Genomic DNA, 20,906 nt, shown 5'->3' with positions numbered 1-20,906 from the left:
GCCCAGAGAACATCCGACGACAACAAGGAACACACCAACTCATGACAATGACCGCCGAACAGGCCGCCTGGTTCCAGGGCACCTTCCAGCGTCTCGTCGACAACGTCGACAAGGCGCTCCAGGGCAAGCGTGAGATCGTCAGCCTCGTGCTGGCGTCGATGCTCGCCGAAGGACACGTGCTTCTCGAGGACGCCCCGGGCACCGGAAAGACGAGCCTCGCGAAGGCGCTCGCCGCGACCGTGCAGGGCACCAACAGCCGCATCCAGTTCACTCCGGACCTGCTGCCCTCGGATGTCACGGGCGTGACGATCTACGACCAGCAGTCGCACACCTTCGAGTTCCACCGCGGCCCGGTGTTCGCCTCGATCGTGCTCGCCGACGAGATCAACCGCGCCTCGCCGAAGACGCAGTCCGCGCTGCTCGAGGTCATGGAGGAGTCGCGGGTCACGATCGACGGTGTCGCGCACGAGGCGGGTCGTCCGTTCCTCGTCATCGCCACCCAGAACCCGATCGAGCAGGCCGGAACCTACAAGCTGCCCGAAGCGCAGCTGGACCGCTTCCTCATCAAGACTTCGCTCGGCTACCCCGATCTCGCGGTCACCGAGAAGATCCTGGCCGGCGCGAGCGACCGCAACCCCTCGGCGCACCTGACCCCCATCATCACGACGAGCGCCGTCGCAGACATGGCCGACCTCGCCGCGACCACGCACGTCGAGCCTGCTGTGCTCAGCTACGCGGCACAGCTCGTTGAGGCGACCCGCAACGACCCGGCGATCCGCCTGGGCGTGTCGGTGCGCGGCGCGATCGCCATGGTCCGCATCGCCAAGGTGTGGGCGGCGTCGCAGGGGCGTCACTACGTGCTTCCTGACGACATCAAGGCCCTCGCGCGTCCGGTGTGGATGCACCGTCTGCTGCTCGACCCCGAGGCGGAGTTCGCCGGCACCACTCCCGAGACCATCATCTCCCGTGTGCTTGACAGCATCGCAGCCCCGCAGGCACGGTCCGCGGCCTGATGACGACCGAAGCTCTGCCGGAGGTCGAGAACCCCGACAGCCGCACCGCCGGATGGCGTGACGTCGCGGCGCTGATCGGCGCACGCGTGCGTCGGCGCGCGGCACTCATCGCCGGGGCGATGCGTCCGCTCGCGTGGGTTCTTTTGGGACTCATGGTGGCGCTGTGGATCGGCGGGCAGGTCCTCGGATGGTGGGAGCTCACGGTCGCCGCATCCGTGATCGCCGCCACGATCCTGCTGTGCGCGCTCTTCCTTCTGGGGCGCACGGCCTATGACGTTGCCCTCGACCTCGCGCGCACCCGTGTCGTCGTCGGAGAGCGCGCCGTGGGCGCGCTGAAGCTGGCGAACCCGAGCAACCGTGCGATCCTTCCCTCGCGGGTCGTCCTGCCGGTGGGCAGTGGGCGCGGCGAGTTCGGCATCAAGCGCCTTGCCGCGGGAGAAGAGGCCGAGGAGCTCTTCGCGATTCCGACGCAGAACCGTGGCATCGTGAAGGTCGGCCCGGTGAGTGTCGTCCGGGGCGACCCGCTCGGACTCTTCGAGCGCACGCATCACCGCGACGAGCCGATCGACCTCTTCGTGCACCCCAAGACCATCGCCTTCAGCGGTCAGTCGCTCGGCTTCCTGCGCGACCTGGAGGGTCTGCCCGCCGCGGACCTCTCCCGCGACGACGTGTCGTTCCACACACTGCAGGAGTACCAGCCGGGTGACGACCTGCGCCGCGTGCACTGGCGTTCCACCGCCCGCACCGGAACCATGATGGTCCGGCAGTACGAAGAGACGCGGCGCTCGCACTTCGTGATCGCCCTCTCCTGCGCCGCATCCGACTACATCGATCCGGCCGAGTTCGAGCTCGCGATCTCGATCGCCGGTTCCGTGGGCCTGCGCGCGCTGCAGGATTCACAGCACGTCGATCTGCGCGTGCAGGGCCGCTCGCTGCCGTCGACCAGCGGCAAGCGACTCCTGGACTCGCTCTCCGGCATTGAGGCCAGCAAGCCCAAGGAGGGCGGACTCGTCGCACTGGCCGGGGTCGTCGCTGCGACGATGCCGCTCGCGAGTGTTGTCGTTCTCGTCAGCGGCAGTGAGGTGCGCCCCGAAGACCTGCGCGCTTCGTGCGCCCGCCTCCCCTATGGATCCCGGGTGCTCGCGATCACCGCCGCAGCCGGGCAGTCGCCGTCGCTCCGTCGTATCGGCGATGCCGACGTCGTGACCGTCGGGGCTCTCGATCAGCTCCCCATCGCCCTGCAGAAGGTGCTCGCATGACCGCACTTCCTCGCCGCCGTTGGATCCTCGACCTCAGTGTCGTCGGCGTCCTCCTCCTCGTCGGCATCGTCGGCTGGTGGCCGACATTCGGCGGCCCCCAGTTCCTTCTCGCGACGATCGGCGGGCTCGTGCTGGGCCTCGGCGTCGCCGCTCTCGCGACCTGGCGCAGCTGGGGCATCCTCGTCACCGCCGGCCTGACGGTCGCGGCCTACTTCGTGTTCGGCAGCGCGCTGGCGCTTCCGCACCTCTCGATCTTCGGGGTGATCCCCTCGCTGGAGAGCCTCACGCAGCTCGCGTTCGGCGTCGTCACCTCCTGGAAGCAGCTGCTCACGACCGTCGCGCCCGTCGCGGCATCCGACGGTCACCTGCTCGCGCCTTTCCTGCTCGCCCTCGTCCTGAGCGTTGTCGCCGCGTCCCTCGCGCTGCGCCTGCGGCAGCCCGCATGGGCGCTGATTCCCGCCGCACTCCACCTGATCCTGGTGATCGCGCTCGGCACCCCGACGCCTGCGATGCCCATCGCGCAGGGAATCGTCTTCGGCGTCGTCGTCATCGCGTGGCTCGCCGTGCGCCAGCTGTGGGCGCCACAGAACGCCGCGGTCTCGGTCAGCGAGGTCGACCCGGGCCGTGCCGCACAGATGCGGATGCGTCGGCTGGGCGCCGGCGCCGCGGTTCTCGCGATCGCCGTCGGCGCGGGCGTTGCGACGAGCGCTGTCGCCGCCCCGGTCGCGCCGCGTCAGGTCTTCCGCGACACCGTGATCCCGCCGTTCGATGTGCGCCAGTACGCGAGCCCGCTGCAGTCTTTCCGCGGCATCGTTCAGGACCAGGCCGACGAGACGCTCTTCACCGTCAAGGGGCTTCCGGAGGGCGCACGCGTACGTCTGGGTGCGATGGATGCCTACAACGGCATCGTCTACAACGTCTCCGATCGAGGGGTCGGCTCTTCCGGAGCCTTCACCCAGATGCGCGGCAACATGTCCGACGGAGCCGAGGGCATTCCCGCGACGCTCGAGTTCACGATCGACGAGTACAAGGGCTACTGGCTTCCGGGTTCGGGGCAGGCATCCGAGTTCGCGTTCCACGGCGATCGGGCAGAAGAGCTGCGCCGGAACAGCTACTACAACGACTCCAGCAGCACGGGTGTCTCCGCACGCCGCCTGGCCACAGGAGATTCCTACACTCTGACGACCACCCTGCCGGAGAAGGTCTCGGACGCGCGGCTGGCGAAGGCCGAGTTCGGCCACGTCTCGATGCCGAAGCAGTCCGCTGTGCCGGAAGAGATCGCCTCGCTCGCGGCAGAGACGGTCGCGGATGCGGGCACCGCGATCGAGCAGGTGCGCGCCCTGGAGGTCTTCCTCTCGGAGGAGGGATTCTTCAGTCACGGACTCGCCGGAGAGGTCATCTCTCGCGCCGGGCACACCTCGGAGCGCATCTCGACGCTTCTCGGTGGCGAGCAGATGGTCGGCGACGACGAGCAGTACGCTGTCGCGATGGCACTGCTCGCACGCGAGGTCGGCATTCCGGCGCGCGTCGTGATGGGCTTCTATCCCTCCGAAGAGGAGGAACCGCAGGCGACCTTCGCCGCGACCGGCGACACTCTGCACGCGTGGGTCGAGGTGAACTTCGCCAAGATCGGCTGGGTGCCGTTCGACCCGACCCCGCCGGACGACAAGGTCCCCGCCGACCAGAGCACCAAGCCCAAGGTCGACCCGAAGCCGCAGGTGCTGCAGCCGCCGCCCCCGCCGCAGGAGCCTGTCGACCTGCCGCCTGTGCTGCCGGATGAGCGCGAGAGCGAAGACGGTGACGAGAATCCGCTGGCGGCGCTCGGCATCATCGTGCTGTACGTCGCCGGCGCTGCCGGCATCCTGCTTCTGCTGCTGGCGCCGTTCATCCTGATCGGCGCGTGGAAGGCGGCGAAGCGGCGCACCCGTCGTCACGCCAAGCGCTCGGCGGATCAGATCAGCGGTGGCTGGGATGAGCTCACCGACCGCGCAGTCGACTACGGCGCACGTTTCGATGCCGGTGCGACGCGCGGTGAGGAGGCCCAGCAGGTCTCCGAGTCGCTGGCGCAGCCCGCGGTTCTCACGCTGGCGACGCGGGCGGATGGTCAGGTCTTCGGGCCCGCCGAGCCGAGCCCCGAAGAGGTCGACGAGTTCTGGCGGGAGGTCGATGCGATCGTGGGCGACATCTCGAAGAACGTCGGTTTCCTGGCCCGCATGCGCGCGCGGCTGAGTCTGCGCTCGCTGACCGCGGGCACCGCCGTGGTCGCAGGGTGGCAGAATCTGCGTATCGCTGCGACAGCACGAACGCGATCAGAGACGACGCCCGCCGAGGAGTCACCCGCACAGGGTGACACGCAGACAAGGGAGACCCCATGACCATTCCCGGCATCGGGTCGATCGCACCTGTGTCCCGTCGGGCCATCGCCTATCTGATCGACGCCGTGATCGCGGGTCTCCTCGGCGGAATCGGCTACGGCATCGTGCTGGGCGCCGCCCTTGGCGGCGGTGTCACGGATGTCGCCACGGCCCTCGCCGGGATGGCCCTCGGAATCTCGGTCGTCGGGCTCGTGATGCTGGTCTGGGCGCTCGTGTACACATTCATGCAGGGCGGCGGCGGTTCGATCGGTATGCGCATCATGAAGCTGCAGCTCGTGCGCGAAGACGGTTCCGCGCCGCTCGGTTTCGGGCGCGCGCTGCTGCGCAACGTGGTGTTCGGGCTCTCGACCGCGATCATCGTCGGCTACTTCACGCCGCTCTTCGACGGTTCGGGCCGCTTCCAGGGCTGGCATGACAAGGCGGGGGGAGCGCTCATGCGCGACGTGCGGGATGCTGCGGCAACCGCTCCGTCCGTCGCCGTGGCCGCGCCGCCGCTGCCGTCATCGCCTCCACGGACGCTGGCGACCGCGACGAGTCTCGGGTCCGCGGTGCCGAGTGCTCCGGCATCCGCGCAGGTCGTCCCACCGCGTCCGCCGCTGCCTCCCGCGCCCGCCGCATCCGAACCGGTGTCGCCCGCAGCGGCCCCCGTCGCACCGGTCCCTGCGCAGCCGGCCCCTGCCCCCGCACCTGACGGCCTGATTGACATGGTTCCGGGCATCACCGTGACCTCACCGCCTGCCGTACCCGTCGCGCCCGTGACCCCGCCGGCACCTGCCGCACCGGTCGTCGCACCCGCGTCTGCTCCGGAAGTCCCCGCCGTCCCGGAAACCCCCGCCGCGCAGGTCTTCGAGCCGTCGGCTCTCGACGATGATCTCGAGTCGACGCGCATCAGCATCCCGGGCCATCGCCTTGTCTTCATCTGGGATGACGGCGTGCGTGTTCGGGTCTCCCGTCGTACGGTCTTCGGGCGTAACCCCGCGTCCGAAGACGGCGCGACTGTCGTCGCTGTGCGTGACGAGACCCTCTCCCTATCGAAGACGCATTTCGAGGCTGCGGCGGAGTCGTCGGGTGCCTGGGTGCTCGACCGCTACTCGACGAACGGCGTCACGATCGTTCGCGACGGCGCACGGATAGCCTGCCCTCCGGGCACCCGTGTGCCCGTGCGCATCGGAGACGCCCTCGAGATCGGCGACCGCATCGTCACCATCGGAGGGTACGAATGAGGACGCCGATCGTCGTGACGCACGGCGTCGCCACGCACACGGGCCTACGCCGCACACTCAACGAGGACTCCTTCGTCGCGACCGCGCCCCTGTTCTTCGTCGCAGACGGGATGGGCGGACACGAGGCGGGCGATGTCGCGAGCACCGCGGTCGTCGAGTCGTTCTGTCCGCTGGTCGGCCGTACCTCGATCACTCTCGATGACCTGCGCTTCGCGCTCGCCCGCGCCCGCACGACGATCGACGGTCTGGGGGCGGACGGTGAGTCGCGCGCGGGAACGACGCTGACCGGTGTCGCCGTCGCGTCCGTCGACGGCACCGGCTACTGGCTCGTGGTCAACATCGGCGACTCGCGCACGTACCGTCTCACCGGCGCAGGACTCGAGCGCCTCACGATCGATCACTCGGTCGTGCAGGAGCTCATCGACGCAGGAGAGATCGACGAGAGCGAAGCGCACGATGATCGCCGTCGCAACATCATCACCCGCGCGATCGGTGCGGGGAGCGTCGGCGAGGCCGACTACTGGATGGTTCCTGCGGAGGTCGGCGACCGCATCCTGGTCTGCTCGGATGGGCTGTCGTCGGAGGTTCCGGATCTGCTGATCCGAGAGATCCTGCGCACGAACACCGACCCGCAGCGTGCCGCGGATCAGCTGATCGCACGGGCGCTCGCGCAGGGCGGAAGAGACAACGTCACCGCGATCGTCGTGGATGCCGTGCATGTGTCGGTGCGTCCGGAGGGGGCCACCGACGAGGAGTCGGACATCGATTCCGACACCCGTCCGCGGGAGGAAGCGATGGGAGGGGCACGCTGATGAACATCACTTACCAGTCCGGCCAGTGGTACGCGCTTGTCAACGAGCAGGCGATCGTCGTGCTCGCTCCGGATGCCACGATCGATGCGATCGAGGGCGTCTGGGCGAGCCTGCAGCAGGAGGTCACGCTCGGCTCCGTCGTCGACGGACTGACCCGAGGGCATGACGGAGGCTTCGCGCGGATGCCGCCGTTCGCGGCGCTCGTGCGTGACGGTACGGGCGTGCGGCTCGCGGTGCGCGGCCAGATCGTCGCGCACGTCTCGTCGCTCGCCGGGACCGAGTCGTTCACGGGGGCGGAGGTCACGACGTGGAGCGAGCGCTTCGTCGCCGATCTCACGGGCTTCGAGATCGTGCTGGACGAAGAGGACGCGGACGGCCCGGGCCTGCCGATCGGCTCCGGGGCGGTGCGTGTCTCGCGCATCCTCGGTGGTCTGCGTGCGACGGAGGCGCAGCTCGCCGGCCCGATCATCGAGACCGCACCCGGGCCGGAAGACTCGCACGAGGGTCCCGCGCTCGTGGCCCTTCCGGATCTTCCGCCTGCACCCGTCGCGGCGCCCGAAGCGATCACGGAGGACGACGTCGAGGCGACCGTGCTCTCGGCACCCGCTCCGACCGTGCCCGACGAACCGAGCGCCGTTGCCGACGTCCCTGTGGAGGATGCCGCCGGCGCGGTGATCGACTCGATCCCCTCGCTGGTCGCATTGCCTCCGTTGGCTGACGATGCGTCGATCGACACTCTGAATCCGGATGCTCCCGCGTCTGAGTCCGTCAGCACGGAGACGCTGCTGCCGACGGAGGTCACCTACGCGGACGTTCCGGTCGAGGCGCCGCTCGAGGATGATTCCGCGCTCGCGCAGACGATCCATCGCCCTCAGGGTCCCGAGGGGCAGGTGCGGGTGACGACGGATGACGCGCTCGGGGCGCTGCTCAACGGCGGCGATCACGACGGGGCGACGATCTCGCTCGCGCAGGCGCGGGCTCTCCGCGAAGAGCGGGCAGCGGCCGCATCCGCCGTCGTCGACCCGCCGCTTCCGCCCCTTCCTCCTCTTCCGCCGCTCCCTCCGGTGCCGCCGACTTCATCGCTTCCCGCGCAGCCAGAGGCGGATGCCGCGGAATCCGGCGCGCGCATCCGGATGTCGACCGGCCAGATCGTGCCTCTCGATCGCACCGTGATCGTCGGACGACGCCCGCGTTCGACCCGCTCGTCGGGGGCGACGCTGCCGCACCTGATCGCCGTCGACAGCCCGCAGCAGGACATCTCGCGAAGCCACCTGGAGATCCGCCCCGAGCAGGGCACCGTCGTGGTGGTCGACCTTCATACGACGAACGGCTCTGTACTGCTGCGTCCGGGGAGCGAGCCGATGCGCCTGCACCCCGGTGAGCAGACGGTCGTCATCAGCGGCGACACGATCGACCTCGGCGACGACGTCACGGTGCTGTTCGAGGATCTGCCGTGAGCAGGCCGCCGTCTCCGCCGCCCGCGCTGCCCGGCTTCACGTACCTCGAGCCGCTGGGCACGGGCGGCTTCGCGGACGTCTTCCTGTACGAGCAGGCCATGCCGCGACGTCGCGTCGCCGTCAAGGTGCTGCTCGCCGACCGTCTTGCCAGCGGGGCGGCGCAGGAGTTCACGCACGAGGCGAATGTCATGGCGATGCTGTCGACGCACCCGGCAATCGTCACGATCTATCAGGCGGGGGTCGCCGACGACGGTCGCCCGTATCTGGTCATGGAGTACTGCCCGCGTCCGAACCTGCAGCTGCGCGCGCGGCGCGAGCCCTTCCACATCGCCGAGGCGCTGCGCGTCGGTGTGCAGGTCGCCGGAGCCGTCGAGACGGCGCACCGCGCGGGCGTGCTGCATCGCGACATCAAGCCGGCGAACATTCTCGTCACGGAGTACAACCGTCCCGCGCTGACCGACTTCGGCATCGCGTCGACGACCGCGAGTCAGGATGCGGCCACGGGGATGTCGATTCCGTGGTCCCCGCCGGAGTCCTTCGCGGAGAAGCCGCAGAGCGATCAGCGTTCCGACGTGTACGCCCTGGGCGCGACGCTGTACACGCTGCTGACCGGACGTTCGCCGTTCGAGCGCCCGGGGGAGCGCAACACCGGCGCGGATCTGATCGAGCGCATCGAGCGGTCTCCGGTGTCGCCGACGGGGCGTGCGGATGCTCCGGAGAGCCTGCAGCGCGTTCTGGAACGCGCCATGGCGAAGAACCCCAATGATCGTTTCCCGAGCGCCGTGGCTTTCGCTCGCGCGCTGCAGAAGGTGCAGATCGAACTGTCCCATTCGGTGACGCCGGTCGACATCGTCGACGACCACGCGCCGGGTGAAGAGCTGGAGGACGACGACGACGGCCTGACGCGAGTCCGCGCGATCACGAACATCGAGCCGGGCCAGCGGGCGGTTCCGAGTGCGACGGCCACGCGTCCCTCGGCGACGACGACCCCTGTCGCCGCCCCGGTAACCGACCGTCCCGGTCCGCGCTTCGAGGCGGCGCCCGCGGCACCCGTCGAGGACGTCGACAGCACAGTCATCCGGGTGCCTGCGGCATCCGCTCCCGTCGACAGCGTCGATGAGGCGACCGTGCTGCGCGCGCCGCGCACCGTCGACAGCGCGCCGGCGGCGTCGGCCCCCGCAGCGTCAGCACCGGCGCCGGCCGCACCCGCGGCGCCGGCCGCCGCACCGCGCCCGCGGCGCAACCGCGCGTGGCTGTGGATTCTGGTCGCGCTCGTCGGACTGGGAGCGCTGATCGGGGCGTCCGCCCTCATCGTCACACAGCTCAACGCAGGCGGCGTCACACCGAAGCCGGCAGAGACCGAGGTGGCCGATCCCCAGGATGTCGTGCCGGAAGCAGTGCCGAAGGTGAGCGTCCCGGTGGGCGTGAGCGACGGCACGCAGATGACCTTCACGTGGGAGAACCCCTCCCCGAAGGACGGAGACGGCTACCTTTGGTACACGGTCGACTTGAACGGCGAGGGAAAACCCGCGCTGATCAGCGACCCGACAATTGCAGTACCGGTCGCTGAGGGGCAGACCTGCATCGAGGTCATCCTGCGACGTGCGGATGGTCGAAGTTCTGAGGCAGTTCGGGGGTGCGCGCCGTGAGCGACATCGAAGTAGAGGACACCGCGCCGGGAGCAGGTGCCGGCGTGCTCGCCGACCCCGTCGGCAGCACGGTCACCGTCGACTTCGCGGGGGAGTACTTCCCGGTCAGCCCGGGCGGGCGTTTCATCGTCGGGCGTGAGGGCGATCTGGCGATCGACGACAACCTGTTCCTGCACCGGCACTTCCTGGAGGTCTCGAACACCGACGGGATGTGGTGGCTGGGCAACATCGGCACCCGCCTCACCGCGACGGTCACGGATGTGACCGGCGGCGTGCAGGCGTGGCTTGCGCCCGGTGCGCGGCTGCCTCTCGTGTTCGCGGTCACCACGATCGTCTTCACCGCCGGTCCCACGACCTACGAGCTGACGATTCACGCGACGCAGCCGACGTTCCGCCCGACCCGTCGCGAGTTCGACGGTGATGGGCAGTCGACGATCGGCGACGTGCCGTTGACCCTCACACAGAAGCAGCTCCTGCTCGCGCTCGCCGAGCCGCTGCTCCGTCGTGACGGCACGGGCATGAGCGCAATCCCGAGTTCGGCCGCGGCCGCAGCTCGACTCGGATGGACGGTCACCCGCTTCAACCGCAAGCTCGACAACGTCTGCGAGAAGTTCGAGCGCGTGGGTGTGCCGGGGATGCGCGGGGGCACCCGCTCATTCGCGACGAACCGGCGCGCGCGTCTTGTCGAGCACGTGATCGCCTCGCGTCTGGTCACCAAGGATGACCTGGTGCTGCTGGATTCGCAGCCCGACGCCGACGACGACGCCGAATGAACGACCGCGCCGCAGGCGCAGCATCCGCCCTCGAACCCGTCGGGCGTGAGAACAAGAGGAGTACGCAGTGATCTGGGAGATCGACGACGCGCCCAAGGCCGTCGAAGGACTCGACGAGAACGGTCGTCCCGACCCGGCGTATGCCGCGGCGCTGGGCCTGCGCACCGCGCCCTTCGGCCGGCGTGTACTCGCGACGGTCCTCGAGCTCACGCTCGCGCTGATCCTCGCTCTGCCCGGGATGCTCGTGCTTGTACCGATCGCCCTCGACGCGGTCTCCGGAGCGCTCGACCTCGATGCGCTGTTCGCGCGTGATGACCTGGTCTGGCTCATCGTCGGTGCCTCGGTCTCGCAGGCGCTGATCACGGCGTACACGATCGTGCAGCTCGTCCTGCACGGTCGTAAGGGCGTCACCTTCGGTAAGGGTCTGGTTGGCATCCGCTCGATCAACGTGCGCACCCTGGAGCGCCCCGGTTTCTGGCGTGGAGCGGTCGTGCGCTATCTGCTGATCGGCGCGACCTTCCTCGTGCCGATCATCGGTCCTGTCCTCGTCATCGCGTTCTCGCCGCTGATGGATTCCGAACGGCGCGGACGCGGATGGCTCGATCTCGCCGCAGCGACGTGGTTCGTCGATGTGCGCACGGGCCTCAACCCCTACGACGTCAAGCGCATGCGCATCGCGCGCAAGCAGTTCCGGACGGCCCTCCACGAGGAGGTCGCTCCGCTGCCGTCGCTGGCGACGCCGACCGAGCTGCACGCGCCGGCCGAGTACGTCCCGACCGCGCGATTCTCCGGAGGGGTGCTGGGTGCCCACCGCACGACCGGCTCCGGACCGACCGGGGCATCCCCGGCCGAGGCCGCTCCCGGCGGGCCCTTGACCGCAGCGCCTGCGCCGGCGCCGGTGCCCGCGTCGGCGGTCGTGCCGACCCCTGCGCCCGTGGCTTCTCCGGGTGCTCCCGGTGCCGCTTCTGCGCCCGCGACGGGCATGGTCACCGGAACGCCCTTCACTCCGCGCGCGGATGCTGCGCCCGTCCCGACTGCGGTTCCTCCTGCTCCCGCAGCGCCCACTGCTCCCGCCGCTGCATCTGCATCCGCCCCTCCGACGCCGCCGGCCTCGGAGGCCGCATCCGCTCCCGCCGCAGCGGCGATCTCACCGGTGCGCGCGGTCCTCGTGCTCGACAGCGGTGAGCGCATCGAGGTGCGTGCGACGACGCTGATCGGACGGGCGCCGAGCCCCGCTGCGGGCGAGGGCGCCGTGCAGCTCGCGCGCATCGACGACGAGACGCGCTCGGTGTCGAAGACCCACCTCGCGATCCAGATCGCGCGGCGGGGCGCAATGGCCGTCGACCGCGCCTCCACGAACGGCAGCGCACTCGTGCGCGACGGTGTCGAGACGATGCTGCTGCCGGGTCATCCCGTCGAACTTCGCACCGGTGACATCGTGAACTTCGGAGACCGCAGCCTGCGCGTCGAGCAGCTGTGAGTACCCCTATGCCGCGCATTCCGCGCCGAGAGGATGACCGTTGAGAGTCAAACTGACCCTGCGCCGCCCGGGCACAGCCCTCACCGACATCGTCGTCATGGCCGACTCGACCGCGACGGTGGCCGATGTCGCGCAGCAGATCGCGCAGACCGACCCGCTGCGCACGATTCCGACTGGGGCGGGTGACGTGCTGACGCTCTCGGTCGCCTCGCCGACGAGCGACCAGCTGACGCTGCTGAGCCCGGAGCTGATCGTCGGCGACGCGCCGCTCGGCTCGGGCTTTCTCACCGAGGTCGTGAATCTCGGACAGCACCATGTGTCGACCGGCACGGCGGGCGCACAGCCCGCGGTGCTGCTCTCCGTGCTGTCCGGCCCCGCCGCCGGTCAGGAGTTCTCCCTGCCCATCGGTCACTTCTTCATCGGCCGTGACGCCGCCAACGAGATCGCGCTGCCGGATCCGCTGGTCTCCAAGCGCCACGCGCGTATCGAGGTCGCCGCGACCTTCGTCGAGATCGTCGACCTCAACTCCGCCAACGGCATCCTCGTCGACAGCGGCCTCGTGCAGCGTCTGCGCGTGATCCCCGGGCAGCCCTTCGCGCTCGGTGACTCCGAGATCGTGGTGCGCCTGGTGAGCGACTTCGACGGTTCCGCACGCGACGCCGACCCGGTGCTGGAGCGCGGCGGTGCCCTGCTGTTCAACCGCAGCCCGCGCGTGGAAGAGCGCTACGTCGGCGAGGAGCTCGATGAGCCCCGTTACCCGCGCGACCAGGTGCAGCGCCTCTTCCCCTGGCCCATGCTCGTCGCGCCGATCCTGCTGGGCACCGCGATGTTCATGATCATGAACAACCCGCGTTCGCTGCTGATCATCCTCATGACGCCGCTCATGATGTTCGGCAACTACATCTCTCAGCGGACGAACATCGGCCAGCGGCTCAAGCACGAGACGGCGTCGTTCGAAGAGCAGTTCGAGCGACTCGAGGAGCGCCTCTACCACGAGCGTCCGAAGGAGCGGGAGGTGCGCCAGAAAGAGGTGCCCGCCGTCGCGCACGTCTTCGACGAGGCTATGCGTCTCGGGCCACTCCTCTGGACGCGCCGGCCGGAGCACTGGAACTTCCTCGCCGTGCGGCTGGGGACGTGCACGGACCTCTCGCGCACGCGTATCAAGCGGATGGAGAACGCCGACGCGCTCGTCGAGTTCGTCGAGCGCGTGGACCGGCTCAACGAGCGCTACAAGATGATCGATGACGTCCCGGTGCTGGAGTCGCTGCAGAGCGCGGGATCCCTCGGCGTCGCGGGTCCCACATCGCTCGCCGGTGACGCGCTGCGCGGTATCGCGACGCAGCTGTTCGGGATGCACTCGCCCAACGAGCTCGTCGCCGTCGCGCTCACCGAGCCGGGCTGGGCCAATGAGCTCGACTGGCTGAAGTGGCTGCCGCACACGTCCAGCGAGCGCAACCCCTTCAAGGACATGGCGCTCGCCGATTCTGCCTCCACAGGCACGGCACTGCTGAGTGGACTTGAAGAGCTCGTCATGCGTCGCGCCAAGGCGCCGACGTCCAGCCGTCCGCCGTACGGCGATGACTGGGACCCGATGCTGTACGGCACGGATGTGAAGCGCGCCTCGGAAGAGGCATCCTTCCCCGGGCAGACCGCGGTGCTTGTGATCGTGACGAACGATGCGCCTGTCGACCGCGCACGGCTCACGCAGATCCTCGAGCGCGGAGCTGATGTCGGGGTCTACGGACTCTTCGTCGCTCCCGTCGTGGAGGCGCTGCCCGCGGCCTGCCGCAGCTTCGTCGACGTGACGAACGGTCTCGACCATGCCCGTGTCGGCACGGTGCGCAACGGCGCCTCCTATGACGACGTCAAGGTCGAGGGCGTCTCGCACGCGTACATGATGATGCTCGCGAAGCGCCTGGCCCCGGTCGTGGATTCCAGCACGGTCGTGGAGGACTCCTCCGACATCCCGAACTCCGTTGGCTTCCTCTCGCTCGTCGGCAACGAGGTGGCGGAAGACGCCTCCGCGATCATCGACCGCTGGCGCCAGAACAACACGATCATCGACCGCTCAGGTGTGCCACAGCCGCGCCTGAAGAAGGCCGGCAACCTGCGCGCCATCATCGGGCAGACGCAGACCGACGCGATGACGCTCGACCTGCGTCTGCAGGGCCCGCATGCGCTCGTGGGTGGGACCACCGGTGCCGGTAAGAGCGAGTTCCTGCAGGCGTGGGTGCTCGGCATGGCCGCGGCGCACAGCCCGGATCGCGTGACGTTCCTGTTCGTCGACTACAAGGGCGGCTCCGCCTTCGCCGACTGCGTCGAGCTTCCGCACACTGTCGGACTCGTGACCGACCTGAGTCCGCACCTCGTGCGCCGTGCGCTGACGAGCCTGCGGGCCGAGCTGCACCACCGCGAGCACCTGTTCAACCGCAAGAAGGCGAAGGATCTCCTCGAACTCGAGAAGCGGCGTGACCCGGAGACGCCTCCGGCGCTCGTGCTCGTGATCGACGAGTTCGCCGCCCTCGCCGGTGAGGTTCCGGAGTTCGTCGACGGCGTTGTCGACATCGCGCAGCGTGGCCGCTCCCTCGGCATCCACCTGATCATGGCGACGCAGCGCCCCGCCGGTGTCATCAAGGACAACCTGCGCGCGAACACCAACCTCCGCGTCGCGCTGCGCATGGCCGATGAATCCGACTCGAAGGACGTCGTCGACGACCCCATCGCGGCGAGCTTCCCGCCCTCGATTCCGGGCCGTGGCATCGCCAAGACTGGTCCCGGGCGCCTCGTCCGTTTCCAGTCGGCCTATGCCGGTGGCTGGACGACGGATGAGGAGCAGGTCGCAGACGTCAAGGTCGCCGAACTCCGCTTCGGCTCGACGCAGCTCTGGGAAGCCGAGCAGGCCCCGGAATCCGACTCCCACGACGAGGACCTCGGACCGAACGACCAGAAGCGCATCGTCGCGACCCTGGTGAAGGCGGCCGCGCAGGCGGGCATCCCGGCTCCGCGCCGTCCCTGGCTCGACGACCTCGAGCGCGCCGTCGACCTGCGCGACCTTCCCGTCCTCGGCGACGGGCAGATCCTGCTCGGAAAGATGGACGTTCCCGAGCGTCAACTGCAGGAACCCGCGTACTTCTCCCCGGACCGCGACGGCTCCCTGCTCGTCTACGGCACCAGCGGGTCCGGCAAGTCGACCGTGCTGCGCACGCTGTCGATCGCCGCCGGCATGCAGGCAGGCGCGAACGTGGAGGTCTACGGCCTCGACTTCGGATCCGGTGCGCTCAAGAGCCTGGAGACTCTGCCGCACGTCGGCTCGATCATCGCCGGCGACGACGCTGAGCGCGTGCAGCGCATCCTCCGATCGCTCGGACGCATCATCGACGAACGCGGCAAGAAGTTCAGCGCCGCGAACGCCGCAAGCCTCAGCGAGTACCGCGAGCTCACCGGCCAGGCGGAGCCGCGCATCCTGTTCCTGATCGACGGGTTCCCGCAGTTCCGCTCGGAGTGGGAGTCCACGACCGCGCGGATGCCGTTCTACCAGACGTTCATGCGCATCCTCGGCGAGGGCCGCCCGCTGGGCGTGCACGTGATCGCGAGCGCCGACCGCTCCGGCTCCGTTCCGACGGCGGTCAGCGCGAACGTCTCGCGTCGCGTCGTCCTGCGGCTCGCGGACGAGTCGTCCTACGCGATGCTCAATGCGCCGAAGGACGTGCTCGACGAGCGCTCCGCACCGGGGCGAGCGATCGTCGACGGGCTGGAGACGCAGATCGCCACGCTCGGCGGCACCCCGAACGTCGCCGAGCAGACGAAGCTGCTCGAACAGCTGGCATCCGATCTCCGTGCGGCCGGTGCCCGCGAGGTCGCCGAGATCGGCGCCCTTCCCACCCAGCTTGCGATGCGGCAGCTGCCCGACCGGATCGGCGAGTTCCCCGTGCTGGGCGTCGCAGAAGACACGCTCGCGCCGCGCGAGTTCGATCCCGTCGGCACATTCGTCGTCGCAGGACCCCCGTTGTCGGGCAAGACGAACGCGCTCAAGGCGCTCATCTCGTCGATGCGACGCTTCGACCCCGAGGTGAAGCTGTTCCACTTCGGCGGGCGACGCGCGCAGCTCAAGGAGTACGCCGACTGGACGCGCAGTGCGCTCACGCCGGAGGACGCGAAGGAGCTCGCCAAGGAGCTCACCGAGCTCATGGGCGACGAGTCGATCCCGATGCGTCTGATGATCGTCGTCGAGGATGTCCCGCAGTTCGCGGACAGCCCCGCCGAGCGCGAGATGAAGGCTCTCTTCCAGGCGATCAACCGCAGCGATCACCTGCTCATCGGCGATGCCGACGTGACGCAGGTCACGAGCGGCTTCGGGTTCATCGGAGACTTCAAGGCCGGACGCAAGGGCATCATCATCAAGCCCGATTCGTTCGACGGCGACGCGGTCTTCAAGGTCCCGTTCCCGAAGGTCAAGCGCAACGACTTCCCCGACGGTCGAGGCATCTTCGTGCAGGCGGGCCGCCAGGTCACGGTGCAGCTGCCGCTCGTGGAAGGGGATCGGCTCGCGTGATGCGCGCCGGCGCGTGGATGGGGAGTTCTCCCCATCGACGGTTGTTGCAGAGGACTTCTAGGCTGTAGGTGTCGGCCCGGTTCGGGGTCGGGACGATCGATAACGGAGGAGTGGGACGATGGCTGATTTCGGAGCGTCGTATGCAGAGATGGAGCAGGTGGCTTCATCGCTGTCGCAGGCTCGCGATGACATTCAGGGCCAGCTCGAGCTGCTGAAGGGTCAGGTGGACACCCTGCTGGGTGAGGACTTCAAGACGCAGCACGCGTCGGGCAAGTTCGGCGAAGGCTACGCCGACCTGACGAGCGGCCTCAAGGAGGCGGTGGAGGGCATCAACGACATGTCCGAGTCGCTCCTGGGCATGATGCGCGCGATCCAGGACCTGGACTCGCAGCTCGCCGGCGGCTGAGCCGCACGACACGCGTGAACGGGGAGGGCCGACCAATCGGCCCCTCCCCGTTCGTCATCTCATGGGGAGTTCTCCCCATCGACGGCAACTGTGGGGGATTCTAGGCTGTGAGCGACGGAGGGGGACGACATGGCTGAGGCCATCTGGATCAAGTACGACGAGCTGTCGCGGGTGAGCGACCAGCTCAAGGTCATCGTGGAAGAGCTGGAGCAGGCTGCCCAGCGCACGGACGCGGTCGAGGCTGCGATCGGCACCCCGTACTCGAAGCACCGTCTGCGTCAGCGTGTCCACGACTTCGAGGGCAGGTGGGACGACAAGCGCAAAGAGCTCGCCGCCGACATCGACAAGGTGCAGAAGCACGTTCAGGGTGTGCTCGACGGCGTCTCAGACTGGGACGCGAAGACCGCCTCGCAGATGGACGTCGACGTGACCGGCAGCAACGGCTCCCGCCCGACTCCGACCGCCGCCGTGCCGAACTGACCGGAGGAAGATCTCCTATGTACTCTCCCAAGGGCCGTCCGGTCGTCGAGCTGTTCGGTGATGCGTCGACGATCCGCAGCCGCGGCACCCAGATCACCTCGCTCGGTCGGAAGATGGAATCGAGCAGCACCCTTCTTCGCGGACTCATCGAAGATTCCGCAGGGATGAAGGGCGAGGCCGTCGAGAAGCTGCAGGAAGTCGTCGGCGACACGCATGTCGCGCTCGCGGACGCGGCGAAGCTCTACAAACCGACCGGACCGATCCTCGTCTCCTACGCGGAGGCGCTCGACGTGCATCAGCCGCGCATTCGCACGCTCGTTGAGGAATGCGGTGACGCGCAGCAGGCATACTCCAGCGCCCCCGGCTACCGGGACGGTGAACGCCCGTTCTGGGCGCAACCGGCGCCGTGGCGCAGCGATGAGGAGAAAGAGCGGATGGGGGAGGAGAACGAGGCGGACGATCTCCAGAAGGAGAAGCTGTACGACTCGTATCGCAAGTCCCTCAAAGACTTCGATGACGCCGTCGACTCGTGGGAGCTGGCGTTCGACGAGGCCGCAGACAAGATCGATGACGCCTTCAAGGGCAAGATCGAAGACGGCTTCTGGGACAACGTCGACGGCTTCGTCGCCGGGGTCGTCAAGGTGCTTCAGGTCGTGGGCACGATCGTCGCGATCGCGGCCATCATCATCGGAGGGCCGATCTTCGCGATCATCGGCGGCATCATCGCGGTCGCGACGCTTGCTCTCGTCGCGTACCAGTTCTTCCGAGGTGATGCCAGCGGATGGGATCTCGCCCTCGCGATCATCGGGGTGATCCCCTTCGGCAGTCTGGGCAAGCTCGCTCAGGGCAAGCAGGGCCTGGTGAACTTCGCGGGCGACGCGGTCACCGCGTTCAAGCCGTCTACCTGGTCGGCTGCGGCCGGGCAGCTCAACAACATGGCGATGGCCGGGCGGTTCGCCGGCGGAGGGTTCACGGGGATGCTGCAGAGCGGTCGCACCCTGTGGCAGCTCAACAACCCTGCGGGCGTCGGCGACGTGATGGCGCGGTTCATCTTCGGGAAGAACACGACGGGCTTGGTGGAACTGACGGATGCCATGTCCAACGGCGCGCGCGGATGGCAGTACTCGCCTGTGCTTCCGGCGGCGTGGGAGTTCACGCACATGGTGATCGGCTCGCCGATCAAGACTGTCGACAAGATCCTCGAGTGGACCGGCAACGGTGACAAGAAGATCACCAAGCAGGTGCCGTGGCTCGGAGCGATCCTGTGAGCGCGTTCCCTGCGGACTGGGCCCCGGGGACCTGGCGCATCAGCGGATCCGCGCTCGACGGCGGCTGGCTCGCGATTCCGTCCCTTGCGGATGCTGCGCAGCAGCAGACCTGGATCGCAGAGAACACCGCGCTGCTGCGTGAGGCGTGGGGCGACCAGTGGACCGCGGAGAACGAGGCTCTCGTGCCGCTCGCGCTGCAGGCCGCGCTCGATCGGCGCCGCCCGGACGATGCGCTCGCCTTCCAGCTCTGGCCCCTGACGATCGCGGTGTGTGCGTTCGTGCACGTCGCGATGGGCAGTGTCGACGCCGCCGAGCCCATGCCCGGCCCCGGCGACGGCGTGCTGTTCGATTCTGCCGGGCTCGGGCAGGGCGTGCTGTCGCCGCGCCTGATCGATGCGGATGGTGCAGCGCTCATCGGCTACGACACGGTCTTCAGCTTCGATGGTGTCGCGGTCGTCGTGTCGGTCGAGCCGACGTTCGCCGACTTCCTGGGCGTGATCTCTCCGTCCGTTCACGCCTTCATGGACGGGATGGAGCTCGTGGATCCCGAGGGCACGACGAGGCGCGCGTCCGCGCCCGCTCTCCTCGAGGCCCAGCCTGTCAATACCTGGGTTGATAGCCTGACGGCATCATGACTCTTGCTCACGAAGACGCGCAGTCCTGGGCCCACGCCCGTTCTCGATCGGACATCCCGCGCCTGGGGATGCTGGAGGCGGTGGCGTTCCAGGCGCATCCGGAGGTCGTCGCGACGTTCGGCGATGATGGCGCCACGATCGCCGCGCTGCTTTCTCGCCCCACGGACACCTCCGTGCGCCGAGTGGGGCGCGGGCTGCTTCTCCTCTTGGGGATCTGCGGCATTCTCTCCCCGGTCGCGGGCATGGTCGTGCTCGGAGCGGAGAGTTACCTCGTTGATCGCGTGACGGCGAGCGTGTCCGTCCCGATCGCCTCGGGTGCCTTCTGGGTCGCTGCGGCGGTGCTGGTGGTCACGCTCATCGCATGGTGGCGTTCGGGCGCCTACTGGTCGGGGATCGTGTGTGGCATCGGCGTCGTATCGGCGCTGAGCGCGGGCTTCTCCGCCGTCAGCATGCCCCGCGTCTCCGAGCGCGACGGGTACCTCCTGGACCCCATCGCCCTTCTGCCGGTGTGGCTGACGCTCGTCCTGGGCGTGGTCCTGGCGGGAGTGCTGCTTCTACGCCGCAGCACGCGACACCCGGAGGCGGAGTCTGCCGAGCGCCCGATGCGCCCGACGGTCAGCGACCGGGCAACGGCGATGGCGGCAGTTGCCACCCTGGCGGCCGAGGAGCGAGCGGCGGTTCGCGAGGACCGCGACGCCGCGCTGCGGATCCTCGCTGAGCGCACGCTGATCGACGACGAGACGCTGGCGCGCGCGCTGCAGGCCGACCTCGGAACCCTCTTCACCCTGGACGCCCCGAGAGGAGTCTCCGCATGACGGAAGCAACGCCGAACGGATCCCCCACGCAGGTGTCACTGCGAGAGCTGCTGGGTGGTGCTCCGGATCCGGATTTCGCGCTCGTCCTGCCGCCGGGGTGGGTGCGCCGCGATGTCACCGATACTGAGCGCGATCACATGCTCGACAAGATGCGGGGCCGTCTGCTCGATGCCCACCGACCCGACCTCTACGGTCGTATGCGCGCGCTGGTGACCCAGGCGTTCACGCAGATGCGCAGCGTGTCGACGGTCGCGATGTTCACCGCGGGCGATGACGCACCGGATTCCGCGTACATGCCCGCGTCGCTCACGGCCACGATTCAGCATGCGGAGCCGGGCGAGAACCTCGATGCCTACGTGCGCGGTGCGATCACTGCGAACGGGGCGACGGCGCTCTTCGGCGACAAGCGCTTCCTCCGGGTTGAGCGCGAGACCACCGAGCGCATGGACGGGGAGTCGATGCTGGCCACGACCGTGGTCTACATGACCCCGGTTCCGGGGTCGCAACGGCGACGGGCTCTGCTGTTGACGCTGGTGATTCTGCGTCCGACAGATGCTCCGTCCGATGACCTTCCGCTCGTGCAGATGAAGACGCTCTTCGACCTCTGCGCGTCCACTCTGACCTGGCTTCCGATCGACTCGAAAGCGGCGGCGCCCGTCACCTAGTAGGCCTACGCGCGGCATGGGTATTTCTCCCCATCGACAGCTTT

16 protein-coding genes are annotated in these 20,906 nt (G+C 68.8%); all 16 read left to right on the top strand.

The window, feature by feature from the left end; all coding sequences use genetic code 11:
- Positions 1-41 precede the first annotated feature (41 nt).
- The 16 genes from AC1REM_RS01530 (at position 42) to AC1REM_RS01455 (ending at position 20,862) form a co-directional block, all read left to right on the top strand.
- On the top strand, positions 42-1,013 hold the full coding sequence (locus tag AC1REM_RS01530; RefSeq protein ID WP_492512987.1) for an AAA family ATPase: 972 nt from the start codon (positions 42-44) through the stop codon (positions 1,011-1,013).
- Positions 1,013-2,272, top strand: a complete 1,260-nt coding sequence (locus tag AC1REM_RS01525) for a DUF58 domain-containing protein (protein WP_492512986.1) — start codon at positions 1,013-1,015, stop codon at positions 2,270-2,272. Before AC1REM_RS01530 ends, AC1REM_RS01525 begins: the two co-directional genes overlap by 1 nt.
- Entirely contained in the window at positions 2,269-4,647 is a 2,379-nt protein-coding gene (locus AC1REM_RS01520) for a transglutaminase-like domain-containing protein (RefSeq protein ID WP_492512985.1), read from the top strand. The genes AC1REM_RS01525 and AC1REM_RS01520 overlap by 4 nt, the downstream gene beginning before the upstream one ends.
- Positions 4,644-5,870 carry an RDD family protein gene (locus AC1REM_RS01515; protein ID WP_492512984.1) on the top strand — a complete coding sequence of 409 codons (1,227 nt, stop codon included), beginning with the start codon at positions 4,644-4,646 and terminating at the stop codon, positions 5,868-5,870. The genes AC1REM_RS01520 and AC1REM_RS01515 overlap by 4 nt, the downstream gene beginning before the upstream one ends.
- Positions 5,867-6,682 (top strand): PP2C family protein-serine/threonine phosphatase, encoded by an 816-nt coding sequence (locus AC1REM_RS01510; RefSeq protein ID WP_492512983.1) that lies wholly within the window; start codon positions 5,867-5,869, stop codon positions 6,680-6,682. Before AC1REM_RS01515 ends, AC1REM_RS01510 begins: the two co-directional genes overlap by 4 nt.
- A complete protein-coding gene (locus AC1REM_RS01505; protein ID WP_492512982.1) occupies positions 6,682-8,139 on the top strand; it encodes an FHA domain-containing protein in 1,458 nt (485 codons plus the stop codon). The genes AC1REM_RS01510 and AC1REM_RS01505 overlap by 1 nt, the downstream gene beginning before the upstream one ends.
- The gene (locus tag AC1REM_RS01500) at positions 8,136-9,788 is read left to right on the top strand and encodes a serine/threonine-protein kinase (protein ID WP_492512981.1); all 1,653 of its coding nucleotides are present in this window, start codon (positions 8,136-8,138) and stop codon (positions 9,786-9,788) included. Before AC1REM_RS01505 ends, AC1REM_RS01500 begins: the two co-directional genes overlap by 4 nt.
- A gap of 44 nt (positions 9,789-9,832) precedes the next feature.
- A complete protein-coding gene (locus AC1REM_RS01495) occupies positions 9,833-10,561 on the top strand; it encodes a hypothetical protein (protein ID WP_492514461.1) in 729 nt (242 codons plus the stop codon).
- A 67-nt stretch (positions 10,562-10,628) separates the two neighbouring features.
- On the top strand, positions 10,629-12,041 hold the full coding sequence (locus tag AC1REM_RS01490; RefSeq protein WP_492512980.1) for an RDD family protein: 1,413 nt from the start codon (positions 10,629-10,631) through the stop codon (positions 12,039-12,041).
- A gap of 40 nt (positions 12,042-12,081) precedes the next feature.
- Positions 12,082-16,593 (top strand): type VII secretion EssC family protein, encoded by a 4,512-nt coding sequence (locus tag AC1REM_RS01485; protein ID WP_492512979.1) that lies wholly within the window; start codon positions 12,082-12,084, stop codon positions 16,591-16,593.
- 118 nt (positions 16,594-16,711) lie between these two features.
- Complete coding sequence (locus AC1REM_RS01480; RefSeq protein ID WP_204938279.1) at positions 16,712-16,999, top strand: WXG100 family type VII secretion target; 288 nt, start codon at positions 16,712-16,714, stop codon at positions 16,997-16,999.
- A 129-nt stretch (positions 17,000-17,128) separates the two neighbouring features.
- Complete coding sequence (locus tag AC1REM_RS01475; RefSeq protein WP_492512978.1) at positions 17,129-17,479, top strand: hypothetical protein; 351 nt, start codon at positions 17,129-17,131, stop codon at positions 17,477-17,479.
- Between the two features lie 17 nt (positions 17,480-17,496).
- Positions 17,497-18,747: a hypothetical protein gene (locus tag AC1REM_RS01470; RefSeq protein WP_492512977.1), complete on the top strand. Its 1,251-nt coding sequence runs from the start codon at positions 17,497-17,499 to the stop codon at positions 18,745-18,747.
- Positions 18,744-19,382 carry a hypothetical protein gene (locus AC1REM_RS01465; protein WP_492512976.1) on the top strand — a complete coding sequence of 213 codons (639 nt, stop codon included), beginning with the start codon at positions 18,744-18,746 and terminating at the stop codon, positions 19,380-19,382. Before AC1REM_RS01470 ends, AC1REM_RS01465 begins: the two co-directional genes overlap by 4 nt.
- Complete coding sequence (locus AC1REM_RS01460) at positions 19,379-20,197, top strand: hypothetical protein (RefSeq protein WP_492512975.1); 819 nt, start codon at positions 19,379-19,381, stop codon at positions 20,195-20,197. The genes AC1REM_RS01465 and AC1REM_RS01460 overlap by 4 nt, the downstream gene beginning before the upstream one ends.
- Positions 20,194-20,862 (top strand): hypothetical protein, encoded by a 669-nt coding sequence (locus AC1REM_RS01455; RefSeq protein WP_492512974.1) that lies wholly within the window; start codon positions 20,194-20,196, stop codon positions 20,860-20,862. The genes AC1REM_RS01460 and AC1REM_RS01455 overlap by 4 nt, the downstream gene beginning before the upstream one ends.
- The last annotated feature ends 44 nt before the right edge of the window (positions 20,863-20,906 follow it).

The sequence above is a fragment of the Microbacterium sp. GW823-FHT02G05 genome (assembly GCF_058797175.1).
The sequence above is the reverse complement of the archived record's forward strand: the minus strand, read 5'-3'. Positions and strand labels throughout refer to the sequence as shown.

What these genes read in the sequence shown, in the direction of transcription:
- AC1REM_RS01510 (WP_492512983.1), top strand. Translation starts at nt 5,867, where the DNA reads ATGAGGACGCCGATCGTCGTGACGCACGGCGTCGCCACGCACACGGGC.
- AC1REM_RS01480 (WP_204938279.1), top strand. Translation starts at nt 16,712, where the DNA reads ATGGCTGATTTCGGAGCGTCGTATGCAGAGATGGAGCAGGTGGCTTCA.
- AC1REM_RS01470 (WP_492512977.1), top strand. Translation starts at nt 17,497, where the DNA reads ATGTACTCTCCCAAGGGCCGTCCGGTCGTCGAGCTGTTCGGTGATGCG.
- AC1REM_RS01460 (WP_492512975.1), top strand. Translation starts at nt 19,379, where the DNA reads ATGACTCTTGCTCACGAAGACGCGCAGTCCTGGGCCCACGCCCGTTCT.
- AC1REM_RS01530 (WP_492512987.1), top strand. Translation starts at nt 42, where the DNA reads ATGACAATGACCGCCGAACAGGCCGCCTGGTTCCAGGGCACCTTCCAG.
- AC1REM_RS01515 (WP_492512984.1), top strand. Translation starts at nt 4,644, where the DNA reads ATGACCATTCCCGGCATCGGGTCGATCGCACCTGTGTCCCGTCGGGCC.
- AC1REM_RS01455 (WP_492512974.1), top strand. Translation starts at nt 20,194, where the DNA reads ATGACGGAAGCAACGCCGAACGGATCCCCCACGCAGGTGTCACTGCGA.
- AC1REM_RS01505 (WP_492512982.1), top strand. Translation starts at nt 6,682, where the DNA reads ATGAACATCACTTACCAGTCCGGCCAGTGGTACGCGCTTGTCAACGAG.
- AC1REM_RS01520 (WP_492512985.1), top strand. Translation starts at nt 2,269, where the DNA reads ATGACCGCACTTCCTCGCCGCCGTTGGATCCTCGACCTCAGTGTCGTC.
- AC1REM_RS01475 (WP_492512978.1), top strand. Translation starts at nt 17,129, where the DNA reads ATGGCTGAGGCCATCTGGATCAAGTACGACGAGCTGTCGCGGGTGAGC.
- AC1REM_RS01525 (WP_492512986.1), top strand. Translation starts at nt 1,013, where the DNA reads ATGACGACCGAAGCTCTGCCGGAGGTCGAGAACCCCGACAGCCGCACC.